The organism is Streptomyces sp. NPDC002884, from assembly GCF_040295245.1.
Taxonomy (GTDB): Bacteria; Actinomycetota; Actinomycetes; order Streptomycetales; family Streptomycetaceae; genus Streptomyces.
In genome coordinates, this window is the sequence record NZ_JBEOVB010000004.1 from 65,339 (window position 1) to 81,984 (window position 16,646).

The 16,646-nt window shown below is 71.9% G+C and carries 15 protein-coding genes; 4 read left to right on the forward strand and 11 right to left on the reverse strand.

Translation table 11 applies throughout. From position 1 onward, the window contains the following. Positions 1-59: 59 nt before the first annotated feature. Both ABT070_RS10330 and ABT070_RS10335 read left to right on the forward strand, forming a co-directional pair. Complete coding sequence (locus ABT070_RS10330) at positions 60-1,040, forward strand: ABC transporter ATP-binding protein (RefSeq protein ID WP_351757524.1); 981 nt, start codon at positions 60-62, stop codon at positions 1,038-1,040. After that, on the forward strand, positions 1,027-1,965 hold the full coding sequence (locus tag ABT070_RS10335) for an ABC transporter permease (RefSeq protein WP_351757527.1): 939 nt from the start codon (positions 1,027-1,029) through the stop codon (positions 1,963-1,965). Before ABT070_RS10330 ends, ABT070_RS10335 begins: the two co-directional genes overlap by 14 nt. 66 nt (positions 1,966-2,031) lie before the next feature. Here the strand turns inward: ABT070_RS10335 and ABT070_RS10340 are convergent, their stop codons facing one another. The 3 genes from ABT070_RS10340 to ABT070_RS10350 form a co-directional block, all read right to left on the reverse strand. Then, positions 2,032-2,619 (reverse strand): flavodoxin family protein, encoded by a 588-nt coding sequence (locus ABT070_RS10340; RefSeq protein ID WP_351757530.1) that lies wholly within the window; start codon positions 2,617-2,619, stop codon positions 2,032-2,034. A gap of 147 nt (positions 2,620-2,766) precedes the next feature. Beyond that, positions 2,767-4,035 carry an amidase family protein gene (locus ABT070_RS10345; protein ID WP_351757533.1) on the reverse strand — a complete coding sequence of 423 codons (1,269 nt, stop codon included), beginning with the start codon at positions 4,033-4,035 and terminating at the stop codon, positions 2,767-2,769. Between the two features lie 17 nt (positions 4,036-4,052). Continuing rightward, positions 4,053-4,556 (reverse strand): DUF6668 family protein, encoded by a 504-nt coding sequence (locus ABT070_RS10350; RefSeq protein ID WP_351757536.1) that lies wholly within the window; start codon positions 4,554-4,556, stop codon positions 4,053-4,055. A 216-nt stretch (positions 4,557-4,772) separates the two neighbouring features. On the opposite strand from ABT070_RS10350, the gene ABT070_RS10355 reads away from it, so the two are divergent. Continuing rightward, positions 4,773-6,395, forward strand: a complete 1,623-nt coding sequence (locus ABT070_RS10355; protein WP_351757539.1) for a tetratricopeptide repeat protein — start codon at positions 4,773-4,775, stop codon at positions 6,393-6,395. Positions 6,396-6,410: 15 nt separating this feature from the next. Here ABT070_RS10355 and ABT070_RS10360 read toward each other — a convergent pair whose 3' ends face one another. The 4 genes from ABT070_RS10360 to ABT070_RS10375 form a co-directional block, all read right to left on the reverse strand. Then, complete coding sequence (locus tag ABT070_RS10360) at positions 6,411-7,364, reverse strand: M28 family metallopeptidase (protein WP_351757542.1); 954 nt, start codon at positions 7,362-7,364, stop codon at positions 6,411-6,413. A gap of 185 nt (positions 7,365-7,549) precedes the next feature. Then, positions 7,550-8,035, reverse strand: a complete 486-nt coding sequence (locus ABT070_RS10365; protein ID WP_351757545.1) for a VOC family protein — start codon at positions 8,033-8,035, stop codon at positions 7,550-7,552. Positions 8,036-8,162: 127 nt separating this feature from the next. Further along, positions 8,163-9,335 carry an EamA family transporter RarD gene (rarD, locus tag ABT070_RS10370; RefSeq protein WP_351757548.1) on the reverse strand — a complete coding sequence of 391 codons (1,173 nt, stop codon included), beginning with the start codon at positions 9,333-9,335 and terminating at the stop codon, positions 8,163-8,165. Between the two features lie 140 nt (positions 9,336-9,475). Then, positions 9,476-10,330: an SDR family oxidoreductase gene (locus ABT070_RS10375; protein WP_351757551.1), complete on the reverse strand. Its 855-nt coding sequence runs from the start codon at positions 10,328-10,330 to the stop codon at positions 9,476-9,478. Positions 10,331-10,427: 97 nt separating this feature from the next. Between ABT070_RS10375 and ABT070_RS10380 the strand changes: the two genes are divergently transcribed. Further along, the gene (locus tag ABT070_RS10380; RefSeq protein WP_351757554.1) at positions 10,428-10,832 is read left to right on the forward strand and encodes a winged helix-turn-helix transcriptional regulator; all 405 of its coding nucleotides are present in this window, start codon (positions 10,428-10,430) and stop codon (positions 10,830-10,832) included. A 40-nt stretch (positions 10,833-10,872) separates the two neighbouring features. Here ABT070_RS10380 and ABT070_RS10385 read toward each other — a convergent pair whose 3' ends face one another. The 4 genes from ABT070_RS10385 to ABT070_RS10400 form a co-directional block, all read right to left on the reverse strand. Further along, the gene (locus ABT070_RS10385; protein WP_351757557.1) at positions 10,873-11,952 is read right to left on the reverse strand and encodes a 2-oxoacid:ferredoxin oxidoreductase subunit beta; all 1,080 of its coding nucleotides are present in this window, start codon (positions 11,950-11,952) and stop codon (positions 10,873-10,875) included. Further along, positions 11,945-13,891, reverse strand: a complete 1,947-nt coding sequence (locus ABT070_RS10390) for a 2-oxoacid:acceptor oxidoreductase subunit alpha (RefSeq protein WP_351757560.1) — start codon at positions 13,889-13,891, stop codon at positions 11,945-11,947. Before ABT070_RS10390 ends, ABT070_RS10385 begins: the two co-directional genes overlap by 8 nt. A gap of 266 nt (positions 13,892-14,157) precedes the next feature. Beyond that, positions 14,158-14,817: a LuxR C-terminal-related transcriptional regulator gene (locus ABT070_RS10395; RefSeq protein WP_502990161.1), complete on the reverse strand. Its 660-nt coding sequence runs from the start codon at positions 14,815-14,817 to the stop codon at positions 14,158-14,160. A 291-nt stretch (positions 14,818-15,108) separates the two neighbouring features. After that, complete coding sequence (locus tag ABT070_RS10400) at positions 15,109-16,494, reverse strand: sensor histidine kinase (protein ID WP_351757566.1); 1,386 nt, start codon at positions 16,492-16,494, stop codon at positions 15,109-15,111. Between the last annotated feature and the right edge of the window lie 152 nt (positions 16,495-16,646).

The following is a 16,646-nucleotide window of genomic DNA, read 5'->3' on the forward strand; positions in this document are numbered from 1 at the left end:
GAAGTAGGGCAGAGGCCGGCCTCCGGACACCGGAGGCCGGGAGGCCGGAGGGGGAACCGATGGGGGAGCCGGTACGGGAGGGCGTGCGGGAGGCCGGGGGCGGCGACGCCGTCATCCACACCCGCGGCCTCACCAAGCGCTACCGCGGTGGACAGCTCGCCGTGGACGGCCTCGACCTGACCGTCCCGGCGGGCAGCGTCTTCGGCTTCCTCGGCCCCAACGGCTCCGGCAAGACCACCACCATCCGCATGCTGATGGGGCTCATCGAGCCCACGGCCGGCGCGGCCCGCGTCCTGGGGCAACCCATGCCGCGGGCCGCGCGTGCCGTACTGCCCCATGTCGGGACCCTCATCGAGGGTCCCGCGCTCTACGGCTTCCTCTCCGGCCGCGACAACCTCCTGCGCTACGACGCCGCCGACCCGACGGCCGATCCGCGCACCCGGCGTGCGCGGGTCTCGGCGACGCTGGAACGGGTGGGCCTGACGGCCGCCGCCGGCAAGAAGGCGAAGGCGTACTCCCTCGGCATGAAGCAGCGTCTGGGCCTCGCCGCCGCCCTTCTCCAGCCCCGTCGGCTGCTCGTCCTCGACGAGCCGACCAACGGCCTGGATCCGCAGGGCATGCGGGAGATCCGCTCGCTGATCCGGGAACTGGCCGCGGAGGGCACGACCGTCTTCCTCTCCTCGCACCTGCTCGACGAGATCGAGCAGGTGTGCACGCATGCGGCGGTGATGGCACAGGGCCGGCTGCTGGTCCAGGGCCCGGTGACCGACCTCGCCGCGGGAACGCGCGGCCGACTGGTCGTGACGACCCCGGACCCGGCGGACGCGGCCCGGGTGCTGAAGGAGCAGGGGGCGGACGACGTGGTCCTCGGTGAGGACCGGGTGAGCGCCGAGGCCCCGCCCCCGGACCGCGATCTCGCCGATCTCAACGCCGCACTGGTGACGGCGGGCGTCCGCGTCCGCGGCTTCACCGTCGAGCGGGCCTCCCTGGAGGACGCGTTCGTGGCTCTCACGGGGGAGGGATTCGATGTCGCGGGCTGACACGGTGGACGACCGTGAGCGAACGCCGGCACCGGCACCGGCACCGGCGCCGACACCGCCGCGGACGGCGAACTGGACCTGGACCTTCGGGCTGCTCCGCAGCGAACTGCTGACCACCTTCCGGCGCTGGCGCACCCTCGCGCTGCTGGGCGTGCTGGCGGCCGTGCCGATCCTGGTCGGGATCGCCGTGAAGATCGAGACGGGCGACGGCTCGTCCGGCGGACCGGGCGGCGGGGGAGGGGGCGGTGGCGAGGGCCCGGCGTTCATCTCCCAGGTGACCAACAACGGACTGTTCCTGGTCTTCACCGCGCTGGCCGTGACCCTGCCGTTCTTCCTGCCGATGGCGATCGGCGTCATCGCGGGCGACTCGATCGCCGGTGAGGCGAACGCGGGCACGCTCCGCTACCTGCTGGTCGCCCCGGCGGGCCGCACCCGCCTGCTGCTGGCCAAGTACGCGACCGTCATGATCTTCTGCCTGGTGGCCACGCTCGTGGTCGCGCTCTCGGCGCTGACGGTCGGGGCGCTGCTCTTCCCGCTGGGCGACCTGACGACGATCTCCGGCACCCGGATCGGCTTCGGCGACGGGCTGCTGCGGGCGCTGCTGATGGCCCTGGTCGTCGCCGTCTCCCTGACCGGCGTGGCGGCGCTCGGGCTGTTCGTCTCCACCCTCACCGGCAGCGGCATCGCGGCGATGGCGACGACGGTGGGCCTGCTGATCACGGTCCAGATCCTCGACCAGATCCCCCAACTGCACGCCTTGCAGCCGTACTTCTTCTCACACCACTGGCTGTCCTTCGCCGACCTGATGCGCGAGCCGGTCTACTGGGACGACCTGGAGAAGAACCTCGGCCTCCAGGCCCTGTACGCGGCCGTCTTCGGCTCGGCGGCCTGGGCGCGCTTCACGACGACGGACATCACGGCGTAGGACGTGTGACGTCCTCGAAAAGCCCAGGACGTCACGGCGCGGGCGTCGCGGCTCGGGCCGTACTCCTCAGTGGGTCTCGTACAGGAAGCGGGCCGCCGGCGTCTCTCCCGCGAAGAACGTCTTCGCGCGGGTCAGTGCCTCCGTGTCCCTGAGGACGTCGCCGGGCTTGCTGCCGTTGCCGAGCAGCACCCCGCCGAAGGACATCCCCAGATACGCGGCCGAGTTGTTGAGCGTCCCGACGAGCGGATCGGCGACCACCGGCTGTTCGTCCGCGAGCGCGGTGACGCCCCAGAGGGTGCGCCCGGCGAGCGTCGCCTTGAAGTCGAGGCCGGGGACGCGCAGCCAGCCCGACCAGTGGTCCAGGTAGCGCTTGGTCTGCGCGGAGACCGAGTACCAGTACAGCGGGGACGCGATCACGAGGTCCGTCGCGGCGAGCGTGGCGTCGAGCAGCAGGGCCGCGCTCCCCTCGGTGGGGCGCACGTGGTCGCTGTCGTGCCGCTCGTCCTCGAAGTCGGGCAGCGGGTGCCGGGCCAGGCTGATCCACGTCTGCTCGACATCGGAGGGCAGCTGCTCGGCGGCGGCGCGGGCCAGCAACTCGGTGTTGCCGTCCGGACGGCTGCTGCCCAGCACGAACAGGAAACTGCGACGGGTCATGATCCATCCCCCAGTAGTCGGCGTACGACGATAGTCTGCACCTGCATTATATGTGTACACAAGTATCTGGCGCGTGAGGGTGCGGGCGAGGGCGAGGGCGAGAGGGCAGGGTGGCGGAGAGGGCAGGGCGCGGGGGAGCGGGCAGCGTCAGGGCAAGGCCGAGGCCGAGGCTTGAGCGGCTCGGGCGGCTGCCAGGAGCGCCGACTCCCCGCCGTGTGCCGCGACCAGTTGCAGTCCCACGGGACAGTCGTCCGCGCCGAGCCCCGCCGGGATGCTGATCGCCGGATGCCCGCTCAGGTTGAACGCCCAGGTGAGCGCGGTCGAGTACCGCTCGCCCGGGCCCTCGTGACCGTGCGCGGCGTTCGGGGTCGTCGGGGTCAGCAGCAGGTCGGCACGGGAGAAGAGGCCGGCCAGCAGCCGGTCGTTGGCGTTCCGGACGCGTTCGGCGGCGCGGAGGTCCGAGCCGGGGGTGCGCAGCGCGAGCCAGGCGGGGGCGGGGTCCGTCAGTCGCAGGGGCGCGTCGGAGGACGGCAGCAGCCGTACGACACCCGCCTCGGCGAGGCGCCCGGCGGCGGCACGGGCCAGCGCGAGCGGCTCGGGGTCGGGATCGGCGAAGCCGAGGTCGGCGGAGAAGACGGCGACAGGCGGGGCGGTGCCCGCGGAGAGGGCTGGGTCCGTCGAGGGGACGGAATCCGCGGAGGGGGCGGTGCCCGCTGAGAGGACGGGACCAGCCAGACCAGCCCCCGGCTCCGGTGCCGTCACCCGCCAGTACGCCTCGGCGTCCGCCGCGTGGTGGACGAGTACGCCGGGCGCCGCCAGTCCCGTACGGTCCCGGGAAGCCGGGGGCGACCCCTCTCCGGGCGGCGGCCGGCGGTTCGTCGCCTTCAGGCCGATCACACCGCACCACGCGGCCGGGATCCGCACCGAGCCCGCGCCGTCGCTGCCGGTCGCCAGGGGGACCAGACCGGCGGCCACCGCCGCCGCGGACCCGGCCGAGGAGCCGCCCGGCGTGCGGTCGGCGCGCCAGGGGTTGACGGTCCGGCCGTGGGCGCCGAGGCCCCAGGTCTGCCAGGCCGTGCCGGGTCCCGGTACGGCCGTCGCCCCGACCGGCACGCATCCGGCGGCGATCAGCGGGCCCGCCGTACGCAGCCCGTGACGCCCCTTCACACCGATCGGCACCCCGGCCAGCGGCAGCCGCCCGCCCGCGGCGATCCGGGCGTCGACCTCGCGGGCCCACGTCCGCGCCCTGTCCTCCCACACCTCGGCGAAGGCGCACAGCACAGGGTCGACCCGCGCGATCCGTGCGAGCGCCTCGCCGACCACGTCCACGGCCGACAGCCGCCCCGCCCGCACGCCCGCGGCGATCTCCACGGCCGGCGGCCACGCCGGGAACCACGCCGGGGGCCCGGACCTCATCCCCGTCCCCCGCCGGTTCAGCGGGCCCCGGTGAGCCGGGACAGCGGCTCCGTCTCGCGTGGCGGGGTCCCGCCCAGTTCACCGAGGCGCCAGTTCGCCACCCACGGGACGCGGTACACGTCGACGACCGACTCGATCACCCGCACCCGCTGGACGAGCGGCCGGGGCAGCCGGCCCGGCGCGTCCGCGACGAGCACCACCGCGTCCAGGTCGAGCCCTCGCGGAGCCTCCCCGCGCCGGAAGACCTCCAAGGTCCGCAGGACGGAGTCCAGCCCGGCCGCATGGGTGCGGGCGACGAGCAGCACGGACGGGGGATCGCCGGCGCCGGGCCACGCGCGTCCGCAGTCGTGGCCGCCGTAGACCGCGGCGAGCGTGGAGCCACCGGCCCCGCCGTGTGTGGCGACCCAGGAGAAGCGCCGGGGCGCGGCGGCCGAGGAGTACGGCATCGCCACCGGATCCGGTGCGGCCACCGGCCCGCGGATCCAGATCTCCGGCCCCGGCCGCCCGTCCGTCGTCCCCATGGCCCGTCTTCCTCCCAGTCGTCGCCGTCCCTCCGGGACGCCCCTGATCATGGTGGTCCCGGAGCTGCCCCGGGAGTGGGGCGTGGGTTCCTGGAACGAGGCTGTGACGTCGCGGTGACGCGCGGACCGGGAGCGCTCGGAGAGACTCAACAGTACGTGTCCACGTACACGTACCTGGACGACCGGATCGTGACGACGCATCCGAGTGAGGAACCGATGTCTCGACTCAGCCGAGAGAAGAAGCGGGAACAGAAGTACGCCGGCCCCACGGCCGTCGTGGTGGCACCGCTCGATGTCCATGTCCGCGGGGGTGGGACGGCGACGATAGGAGGCGTCCCGGTCGTCGCGGTCGACGGCGAGGAGATCCAGCGCGCCGTCCTGAGCCACCTCCACCGCATCGCCCTCGCCACCGGACACCCGGTCCTCGCCACGGTCCACGACGAACGCATCGGCTACGTCGTCGCCCTGCGCGTGGACCCGGACGGTTCCAGCCACTTCACAGCGGATCCCCTGCGGACGGCCGCTGCCCCGCCGGCCGCTGCCCCTTCGGCGGCGGCACAGGGGGAGGCGGCACCGGGCACGCGGAGCTCCGAGCCCACTGGCATGCCCACACCGGTCGCCACGCCGGTCGCCACACCGGCCGACCCGCCCGCGCCCGTCGACCCGCCTGCGCCGGTCGACACGCCCGCGCCCGTCGACTGGCCGGTGCCCGCCGGAGACCTCACGCCCGTCGACGCGCCGGAGGCCGTCGCAGCCCTCGCGCCCGCCGACACGCCCGTGCACGCCGACACGCCCGTGCCCGTCGACGCCGGACCGTCCGCTCAGCCGCGTCGCGACAAGCCCACGCACTTCCTGCGCCCGGTGCCGGAGCCGGTGCGGGACGCGGCCCCGACGTTCCCGTTGCGCGCGGTGCCCGAGTCCGAAGAGGACCGGGAAGCCCTGTCGGCATCGGAGTCGGCACCCCCGCACGTGGGGGAGGCCCCGGCGCTCGGCACGGTCGCCGCCCCGACGGGTGTGTTCGGCCCGCCCCCGTCGATGGACGAGCGGCCGATCCCGACCCCGACCCAGACCCCGAACGCGGCCTCCGGCTCGGCCCCCGCCTCGGCCCCGGCCGAAGCCCCTACCTCGACCCTGAGCCCGGTCCCCACGTCGGCCCCGATCCCGCTGCCGCTCCCGACACCCGCCTCCACGCCCACGCCCACCACCAGGCCCACTCGGCCCGGTTCCGCGCCCACCCCGTTCCTCCCCGACGACCTCATCTCCGACTCGGCCCTCGACCCGGACCCCGGCTCCAAGCCCACCCCCGCCCGTGGCTTCGACGCCGTCGCGGAGGCGGTGCTCGGGGACGACCCCCGTACCCTCCACGGCGACGGCGGCACCCCCGCCCTCCTCGCGGAACCGCTCGCGCGGATCAACGAGGCCGTGCGGGCGGGCCGTACGGACGCGGCGGCCGCACTCGCGGAGCGGACCGTGCTGGAGGCGTCCGGAACGCTGGGACCGGAGCACCCCGAGGTGCTCCGGCTGCGTGAACTCACCGCGTACATCGCCTACTTGGCGGGCGACCCGCTGCGCTCCTTCCACACCTCCCTCGACCTGGCCCGGATCAGCCGCCGGAACCGGGACGCGGAGGCCGCGTACGGCAACGTCCAGAGCGCGGCGACTGCCTGGCGTGCCGTACGCGACCCCTTGCAGGGACTGAACCTGGGGACCGAACTCCTCGGCCTGTGGACGGAGCTCACCACCGAGGAGGGCCCGGCCGCCGACGACGCCGAGGAGCTGGAGTCGGCCCGTGCGCGCATGCTCCGGCTGGCCGAACGCGCCCGTAAGGCGGGCGCGTAGCGGCCGCCCGGCCGGTCAGGAGGACAGGGTCCAGACCGCGTACGCCAGCGCGTCCGCGTTGCGGTTCAGGGCCGTGTCGTCGATGTTGGCCGTGGTGTCGCAGGAGGAGTGGTAGCAGCGGTCGAAGGCCCGTCCGGCCGTACCGCCCCACTTGGCCGCCTGCGCCGCCGTCTTGAGGTAGTCGGCGCCGCTGAACAGGCCGCCCACCGGTACGCCCGCGTTCTTGAAGGGGGCGTGGTCGGAGCGGCCGTCGCCCTCGGTCTCGATCTCCGTCGGGACGCCGAGGCCGGTGAAGTAGTCCTTGAAGGTCTTCTCGATGGCCGGGTCGTCGTCGTAGACGAAGTAGCCGGGGTTCGGCGAGCCGATCATGTCGAAGTTCAGATAGCCGCTGATGCGGGCCCGGTTCGCCGAGGAGAGGTTGTTGACGTAGTACCGGGACCCGACCATGCCCAGTTCCTCCGCGCCCCACCAGGCGAACCGCAGGTGCTTGGTGGGGTGGTAGCCGGCTCTGGACACGGCCAGCGCCGTCTCCAGGACGGCCGCCGAGCCGGAGCCGTTGTCGTTGATGCCGGCGCCCGCGGTCACGGAGTCCAGATGGGACCCGGCCATCAGCACCTGCCCGGTGTCGCCGCCGGGCCAGTCGGCGACGAGGTTGTAGCCGGTGCGGCCGGAGGAGGTGAACTGCTGGATGGTGGTGGTGTATCCGGCGGCGTCCAGCTTGGCCTTCACGTAGTCGAGCGACGCCTTGTAGCCGGTACGGCCGTGCGCACGGTTGCCGCCGTTGGCGGTGGCGATGGACTGGAGCTGGGTCAGGTGCGCCTTGACGTTGGCCACCGGGAGGTCGGGAGCGGCGGCGATCGCCCCGGCCTCGGGGGCGGGTGCCGCCCCGGCTATGGATCCGGTGGCGAGCAGTGTGGCGGCCGCGACGACGGCGGTGACCGTCGCCCGCCCGGAAACGGGGAGCTTCATGGTGGGGGGCTCCGAATTCCAGCGGGACACCTGTGAGCGACCGTCGAGCACCTGGAAGCCCACAGGTAATCCACAGTGAATGGGGTGACTGGATGGTGAAGCCGAGGCCAACACTCCGTCAAGAGCGCTATCCGGACAGCGGGTTCACATACCGAAGCCTTCGGTGCCCCTGAATCCCGCGTCCCTCAGTGCACGCAGAACTCGTTGCCCTCCGGGTCCGCCATGACCACCCACTGCCCGGACGGCTCCTTCACCTCTCCCAGCACGCTCGCCCCCAGCGCCGTCAGCCGCTCGACCTCCCCCGCGCGCAGCCCCGCACCGGGGTGCAGATCGAGGTGGAGCCGGTTCTTCACGGTCTTCGCCTCCGGCACCCGCTGGAACAGCAGCCGGCGCCCGAGCCCGGTCCCGCTGTCGGGGTCGTACGGGTCGTCGGGGTGACGTACGGCGATCAGGTCCCGGAAGGCCGGGCGGCCGTGGAACTCCAGCGTCGCCGCCCCCGGCAGCGCGCCGAGCTCCAGCAGCCGCTCGATGAGGGCGCTGTTGTCCTCGACCTCGTAGTGCAGTGCGCCGGCCCAGAAATCGGCCTGCGTATGCGGGTCGGCCGAGTCGACGACGAGCTTCCAGTGCACGGGCGCGGGCCCTGTCTCGGGTACTCCAGATGTCTCGGTCATGCAGCCACTTCTAGCAGGCGCGCACGGCGTCGGCCTCCCACGCGCCGAACACCGTCGACGACGGCCGGACCGGACCGCCGTGTTCCGGTCGATGCGGCCGATGCCGGCGGGCTGCCGTGACGGCGGTCTACGGCTTCGCGAGGGGAGAGACTCCCGCCTCCGGAGCGGGGACGCCGGGTACGCCGGTGGCGGACGTGGCGGTGGCCGGCGTGGCGGTGGCGGTGGCGGAAGCGGTGGCAGCGCCACCGGGTACGCCGGAGGCCACGCCCTCCGCCTCCCGAACGGCGCCAGCCACGCCGGTCGGATCGGTCACGCCGGTCGGGCCGGTCACGCCGGTCGGGCCGGTCACGCCGGTCGGGCCGGGGGCGTCGGCCCTGCTCTCGGTGATCGCGGCGCCGAGCGCACGGGCCGTCCGGCGGGAGGTGCGCAGCGCGTCGCCGGTGAGCAGCACCAGCGCCAGCCACACCAGCGCGAACCCGGCCCAGCGCTCAGGGGGCATGGCCTCGCCGAAGTAGAGGACGCCGAGCAGGAACTGGAAGACCGGCGCCAGGTACTGGAGCAGACCCAGCGTGGACAGCGGCACGCGGATCGCCGCCGCGCCGAAGCAGACGAGGGGGAGTGCCGTGACGAGGCCGGTGGAGGCGAGCAGGGACGCGTGTCCGATGCCCTCGGTCGCGAAGGTGAGGCCGCCGTGCGCGGACAGCCACAGCAGATAGCCCAGCGCGGGCAGGAACTGGATGGCGGTCTCGGCGGCCAGCGACTCGACCCCGCCGAGGTTGACCTTCTTCTTCACCAGCCCGTAGGTGGCGAAGGAGAAGGCGAGGGTGAGGGAGATCCACGGCGGGCGGCCGTAACCGATGGTCAGGACCAGCACCGCCGAGAAGCCGACGCCGACCGCCGCCCACTGCGCGGGCCGCAGCCGTTCCTTGAGGATCAGTACACCCATGGCGATGGTGACCAGCGGGTTGATGAAGTACCCGAGGGACGCCTCGACGACGTGGCCGCTGTTCACGGCCCAGATGTAGACGCCCCAGTTCACGGTGATGACGGCCGCGGCGATCACGACGAGCCCCAGCCGGCGCGGCTGCCGCAGCAGCTCACCGGCCCACGCCCAGCGCCGTACGACGAGCAGTGCGACGGCGACGAAGGCGAGGGACCACACCATGCGGTGGGCGAGGATCTCGGTCGCCCCGGCCGGTTTGAGCAGGGGCCAGAAGAGGGGGACCAGCCCCCACATCCCGTACGCGGCGAGGCCGTTCAGCAGGCCTGTCCGGCCTTCACTCTTCGACGTCCCGGCCACGGGGCCCCTCCCTCTCACGTCAGGCATGCGTGGACGAAGGTAACGCCGAGCACCCCTGTCTGTCATGCCCGTATCGCCATACGGTCATGACAGGCAGGGGTGAGGTGGCGCGGAGCGGCGTGAGGGCCCCCGGGGGAGGGTCAGCCCTTGAGCGCGGCCGTGATCGCCTCGGCGAGCGGAGTGGTCGGGCGGCCCGCCAGCCGGGACAGGTCGCCGCCGGCGACGACCAGCTCACCCTTCTCGATCGACGCGTCCACGCCGACCAGGATCGTGGCGAACATCTCGGGCAGCCCGGCGCCGGTCAGGATGCCGGTGAGCACCTCGCCGGACACGGAGTTGTAGGCGATCTCCTTGCCGGTCTGCCGGCTCAGCTCGGCCGCGTACTCGGCGAAGCTCCACGCCTCGTCGCCGCCCAGCTCGTACGTCTTGTTCTCGTGTCCTTCGCCGGTCAGCACGGCGACGGCCGCGGCCGCGTAGTCGGCACGGGAGGCGGAGGAGACCCGGCCCTCGCCGGCGGCGGAGACGACGGCGTTGTGCTCCAGCACCGGGGCCAGCTGCTCGGTGTAGTTCTCGTGGTACCAGCCGTTGCGCAGCAGCGTGTACGGCACGCCGGAGGCGATCAGCGCCTTTTCGGTGGCGCGGTGGTCGTCCGCCAGCGCCGCGCTCAGGCTGCCCGGCGCGCTGGTGTACGCGAGGAGCGCGACCCCGGCCGCCTTCGCGGCGTCGATGACGACCTGGTGCTGGGCCGGGCGGCCCTTGTCGAACTCGTTGCCCGAGATCAGCAGCACCTTGTCGCCGGAGGCGAACAGGCTGCCGAAGGTCTCGGGGGCGTTGTAGTCGGCGACGGCGAGGCGCACGCCGCGGGCCGCGAAGTCGGCGGCCTTGGCCTCGTCGCGTACGACGGCCGTGATCTGCTCCGCCGGAACCTTCTCCAGCAACTGCTCCACGACGTGACGGCCGAGGTGTCCGGTGGCTCCGGTGACGACGATGCTCATGGCTCAGAAACTCCTACGTGGGGGCTGCGGGTCTGGTACCGACCCTAGGAGAAGCACTAACCCAGCGAAAGTACCCACTTTGAAGTAAGGTACTGGTATGACGGTAAGTGTGCAGGTGAGTGCCCCCGAGGCGGAGGGCATGTGTCCCCACCGCCTCGTCCTCGAACATGTCACCAGCCGGTGGGGTGTCCTGGCGCTGATCGAGCTGCTCGACCGCTCGTACCGGTTCAGCGAGCTGCGCCGTGCGATCGGCGCGGTGGGCCGGCCGGTCAGCGAGAAGATGCTCACCCAGACCCTCCAGACCCTCGAACGCGACGGCCTGGTGCACCGCGACGCCAAGCCGGTCATCCCGCCCCGCGTCGACTACTCCCTGACCGACCTCGGCCGGGAGGCGGCCGAGCAGGTGCGCGCGCTCGCCCTGTGGACGCACACCCGGATGCCGGACGTGGAGCAGGCCCGCCGGACATACGACGAGGCCCGGGAACTCCGCTCCCGGGCCTGATGAGCCGGTCCTCGGCAACCGCCGAGAACCGGTCCTCGCCTCAGCCGACGACCGTCCAGGTGTCCCCGCCCGCCAGCAGGGCCCCCAGATCGCCCTTGCCGTGCTGCTCGATCGCCGCGTCCAGCTGTTCCGCCAGCTGGGTGTCGTAGACCTGCCGCTCGACCGAGCGCAGCACGCCGATCGGCGTGTGGTGCAGGGTGTCCGGGTCGGCCAGCCGGGACAGCGCGAAGGCGGTGGTCGGGGACGCGGCGTGCGCGTCGTGGACCAGGACGTCCGCCTCGTTCTCCGGGGTCACCGTGACGACCCGCAGATCGCCGCTGGCCGGGTCGCGTACGACGCCCCGCGCGCGCTCCGCCCCGAACCGGATCGGCTGCCCGTGTTCGAGCCGGATCACCGCCTCCTCGGCCGACTGCCGGTCCTTCAGCGCCTCGAACGCGCCGTCGTTGAAGATGTTGCAGTTCTGGTAGATCTCGACCAGCGCGGTGCCGGGGTGGGCGGCGGCCTGACGCAGCACCTCCGTCAGATGCTTGCGGTCGGAGTCGATGGTCCGGGCCACGAACGACGCCTCCGCGCCGAGCGCCAGCGACACCGGGTTGAAGGGCGCGTCCAGCGAGCCCATCGGCGTCGACTTGGTGATCTTGCCGATCTCCGAGGTGGGCGAGTACTGGCCCTTGGTGAGCCCGTAGATCCGGTTGTTGAACAGCAGGATCTTCAGGTTCACGTTCCGCCGCAGGGCGTGGATCAGATGGTTGCCGCCGATGGACAGCGCGTCGCCGTCACCCGTGACCACCCACACGCTCAGGTCCCGCCGCGAGGCGGCGAGGCCGGTCGCGATGGCCGGCGCCCGCCCGTGGATGGAGTGCATGCCGTAGGTGTTCATGTAGTACGGGAAGCGCGACGAGCAGCCGATGCCCGACACGAAGACGATGTTCTCCTTGGCCAGCCCCAGCTCCGGCATGAAGCCCTGGACGGCAGCCAGGATCGCGTAGTCACCGCAGCCGGGGCACCAGCGCACTTCCTGATCGGACTTGAAGTCCTTCATGGACTGCCGGGCCACGGCCTTGGGGACGAGCGAGAGCGCCTCGATCGTGCCCGTGCCTTCCGTCGAGGTCTCAGCCATCGATGGCCTCCTTGAGCGTCGCGGCGAGCTGCTCCGCCTTGAACGGCATGCCGTTGACCTGGTTGTACGAGCGGGCGTCGACCAGGTACTTCGCCCGGACGAGGGTGGCGAGCTGGCCCAGGTTCATCTCCGGGATCACGACCTTGTCGTAGCGCTCCAGCACCGCGCCCAGGTTGCGCGGGAACGGGTTCAGATGCCGCAGATGGGCCTGCGCGACGGCCTCCCCGGCGGCGCGCAGTCGCCGTACCGCGGCGGTGATCGGCCCGTAGGTGGAACCCCAGCCCAGCACCAGGGTGCGCGCCTCGTGCGGGTCGTCGACCTCGAGGTCGGGGACGTCGATGCCGTCGATCTTGGACTGCCGGACGCGGACCATGAACTCGTGGTTGGCCGGGGCGTAGGAGATGTTCCCGGTCCCGTCCTCCTTCTCGATCCCGCCGATGCGGTGCTCGAGCCCCGGCGTGCCCGGGACCGCCCACGGCCTGGCCAGCGTCTGCGGGTCGCGCTTGTACGGCCAGAAGACCTCGCTGCCGTCGTCCAGGGTGTGGTTGGGCCCCTGGGCGAACTGCACGGTCAGGTCCGGAAGCTCGTCCAGCTCCGGGATCCGCCAGGGCTCGGAACCGTTGGCCAGGTAGCCGTCGGACAGGAGCATCACCGGCGTGCGGTAGGTGAGCGCGATCCGGGCCGCCTCCAGGACCGCGTCGAAGCAGTCGGCGGGCGTACGGGGCGCGACGATCGGCACCGGCGCCTCGCCGTTGCGCCCGAACATGGCCTGCAACAGGTCGGCCTGCTCGGTCTTGGTCGGCAGGCCGGTCGACGGGCCGCCCCGCTGGATGTCCACGATCAGCAGCGGCAGCTCCATCGAGACCGCGAGCCCGATCGTCTCGCTCTTCAGCGCCACCCCGGGCCCGGAAGTGGTGGTGACGGCGAGAGACCCCCCGAAAGCCGCCCCCAGTGCCGCGCCGATCCCCGCGATCTCGTCCTCGGCCTGGAACGTCCGCACGCCGAAGTTCTTGTGCCTGCTCAGCTCGTGCAGGATGTCGGAGGCCGGCGTGATCGGATACGACCCCAGGAACAGGGGCAGATCCGCCTGCCGCGAGGCGCTGATCAGCCCGTACGCCAGAGCGAGATTCCCGGAGATGTTCCGGTAGGTGCCGACGGGAAACGCCTTCGAGGCCGGGGCGACCTCGTAACTGACGGCGAAGTCCTCGGTCGTCTCGCCGAAGTTCCACCCGGCACGGAAAGCGGTGAGGTTGGCGGCCGCGATCTCGGGCTTCTTCGCGAACTTCGACTTCAGGAACTTCTCGGTGCCCTCGGTGGGCCGGTGGTACATCCACGACAAGAGGCCGAGCGCGAACATGTTCTTGCTGCGCTCGGCCTCTTTACGGGTGAGGTCGAATTCCTTGAGTGCCTCGACGGTCAGCGTGGTCAACGGGACCGGATGGAGCTGGTAACCGTCGAGGGATCCATCCTCCAGCGGCGAGGCCGCGTACCCCACCTTCTGCATCGCCCGTTTGGTGAACTCGTCCGTGTTGACGATGATCTCCGCGCCGCGCGGCACATCGCCGATGTTGGCTTTCAGCGCCGCCGGATTCATGGCGACCAGCACATTGGGCGCATCACCCGGAGTGAGGATGTCGTGGTCGGCGAAGTGCAGCTGGAACGAGGAGACGCCGGGGAGGGTGCCGGCGGGCGCACGGATCTCGGCGGGGAAGTTCGGCAGGGTGGAGAGGTCGTTGCCGAACGACGCGGTCTCCGAGGTGAAACGGTCGCCGGTGAGCTGCATTCCGTCACCGGAGTCGCCCGCGAACCTGATGATCACCCGGTCGAGACGACGGACGTCCTTCGTCCCACCCGGTTTGCGCTGCTCTCCCAAGACGGTCCCGTCGGGTCCGTCGGCTCCGTCGGCCTGTTCCGCTGGGCTGCTGACCTGACTGGTCACTGAACTGGACCTCCCTCGAGGTGGCTGTCCCGGAGGGCCTTCCCAAGGCCATCCACGGATCAACCCTACGTCTGTAAGGGTCGCCTTACCTCGGCCATTCGTATGACGGTTCGCTGTCCCGAGACGGCCCGGCACCCCCGCTTTTCATGATTTACCGCCGCCCGGCGCGATTCCGGTAGACGCTCCGGATCACACCACGGTTCTCCATTGCCTGTTCGCCGCCTCCACCGAGTTCCCCCCTCGACGAAAGGCACAGTGCCACCTCGCTAGGAATTGAGATAGGTGAGGACCGCCAGTACGCGGCGGTGATCCCCGTCACTCGGCGACAGGCCGAGCTTCAGGAAGATATTGCTGACGTGCTTCTCCACGGCCCCGTCGCTGACGACCAGCTGCCGGGCGATCGCTGAGTTCGTCCGCCCCTCGGCCATCAGCCCCAGGACCTCCCGCTCCCGCGGGGTGAGTCCGGCCAGCACATGCTGCTTCCTGCTCCGCCCGAGCAGCTGCGCGACGACCTCCGGATCGAGGGCGGTACCGCCCTGCGCGACCCGCACCACGGCGTCCACGAACTCCCGCACCTCTGCCACGCGATCCTTGAGCAGATACCCGACCCCGCGGCTGGAACCGGCCAACAGTTCGGTGGCGTACCTCTCCTCCACGTACTGCGACAACACCAGCACCCCGAGCCCGGGATACGCCCTGCGCAGCTGTACGGCGGCCCGCACCCCTTCGTCCGTATGGGTCGGCGGCATCCGCACGTCCGCGACGACGACATCGGGCAGCGCACCCTCGTCGCCGAGCTCCGTGATGGTCTTGACCAGAGCGTCCGCATCCCCGACCCCGGCCACCACCTCATGCCCCCGGTCGGTCAGCAACCGGGTCAGCCCCTCCCTCAACAGCACCGAATCCTCGGCGATGACCACCCGCACCCTGTCCTCCACGATCCTCGGCCCCCCAGCCGTCCACCCGTTGGTAGAACCAGTCAAGCATTCCAGCAACGGGCCCGTCTGCACCCGGCCAGGAGCCCGACCACGACGAGGACGGCTCGATTAAGGCCTTGACCCGCACGGTTTCGGCCTCGGGAGGAGCCGCGGCGCGACGCCCGCCGGCCCGCCCGGGGACATCCCGGACGGGCGAGCTCGAAGACGAGGTTCGTTCAGGGCCGATACCGGTGGCGGCCGGGAGACTCGGGGGCGGCGGGGGCGAAAAGGGGCCGTTGTTCAGACTCCGTGCCCGCGCCAGGGCAGCTCCGCGGTCACCCGGGTCGGCCCGCCCGCCGGCGAGTCCACCACCAGGATCCCGTCCACCGCGTCCAACCGCCCCGCGAGACCGGCCAGCCCCGACCCCCCGCCGGAGGCATCCGCTCCGCCGACCCCGTCATCCACCACCTGCAACATCAGCCGGTCCTCCGCCCGCCACACATCGACCGAAGCCGACCGCGCCCCACTGTGCTTGCTGATGTTCTGCAGCAGCTCCGAGACGGTGAAGTACGCGATCCCCTCGATCGCCGGCGCCGGCCGCTCCGCCAGATCCACATCCACCCGTACCGGCACCGTGCACCGCGACGCCACCGAGGACAGTGCCGCGTCCAGCCCGCGGTCCGTCAGCACCGCCGGATGGATGCCCCGCGCCAGGTCCCGCAGCTCCTGCAGCGCCGTCTTCACCTCACCGTGCGCCTCGTCCACCATCCGCGCCGCCTCCCGCGGATCCTCCCGCAGCTTCTCCTTCGCGAGCCCCAGATCCATCGCCAGCGCCACCAGCCGGGCCTGCGCCCCGTCGTGCAGATCGCGCTCGATGCGCCGCAGATCGGCGGACGCCGTGTCCACCACGACCCCCCGGTCGGACTCCAGCTCCACCACCCGCGCCCCCAGCGACGACGGCCCGAGCAGGCCGTGCACCAGCAGCCGGTCCACCGTCGTCAGCGCCCGCACGATCCACGGCGTGGCCAGCGTGATCAACAGGCCCACCAGCGCCGTCACGGTGATCTCGAACGGGTTGTCGAGGTACACGCTGTGCTGCTCGTCGCCGTACAGCTGAAGCCCGCCCTGACCGCCGTACATCGGGAAGACCCAGAACCACAGCGGATACGTCAGCATGGTCCAGCCGAACGACCACACGGTCACGGCGACGCAGAAGGAGAACACCGCCCACGGGAACTGCAGCACCGCGTACAGCGCCTGCCGCCACGACGTGCCGCTCTTGAGGACGGCGGCCATCCAGGCCATCGCGCCCTTGCCCCGCGGCCGCAGCGGCTCGGGATCGGCGACCTCCAGGCCGAGCAGCCCGCGCGCCCGGGCCCGTTCCAGCGCCCCGAAGCCCCGGCCCGCCGCCAGTCCCGCCGCCAGCACCGGAATGCCGAGGAAGGTCACCAGCAGGCCCGCCCCCAGCGACAGCATCGTGATCATGAAGGTGAACAGCAGGATGCCGATCGGCAGACCGAGCAGGACGTAGAGGAGTTCCCGCCAGTGGCGTGCCGTGAGCGGCTCCCGCAGCCCCGTCGGCAGCAGATGACGACGACCGCCTTCGCGGCGCCCGTACTCCGGCCCGTACTCGTCATGGCGCCCGTACTGGTCATGCTGCCCGTACTGCCCGTACTGCGTGGCCATCGGCGTCTTCCGTTCTAGTCGTCCTGCTCGTCGCGCAGCTGTCGATCCGTACCTCCAACCCTCCTCGGCGGCGGGCCCGTGGACCATGGAGTCCATCGGTGTCTCGGAAGGGGGGTTTTCCCTACCTCACCCCCCCACGGCCGCCACCCCCG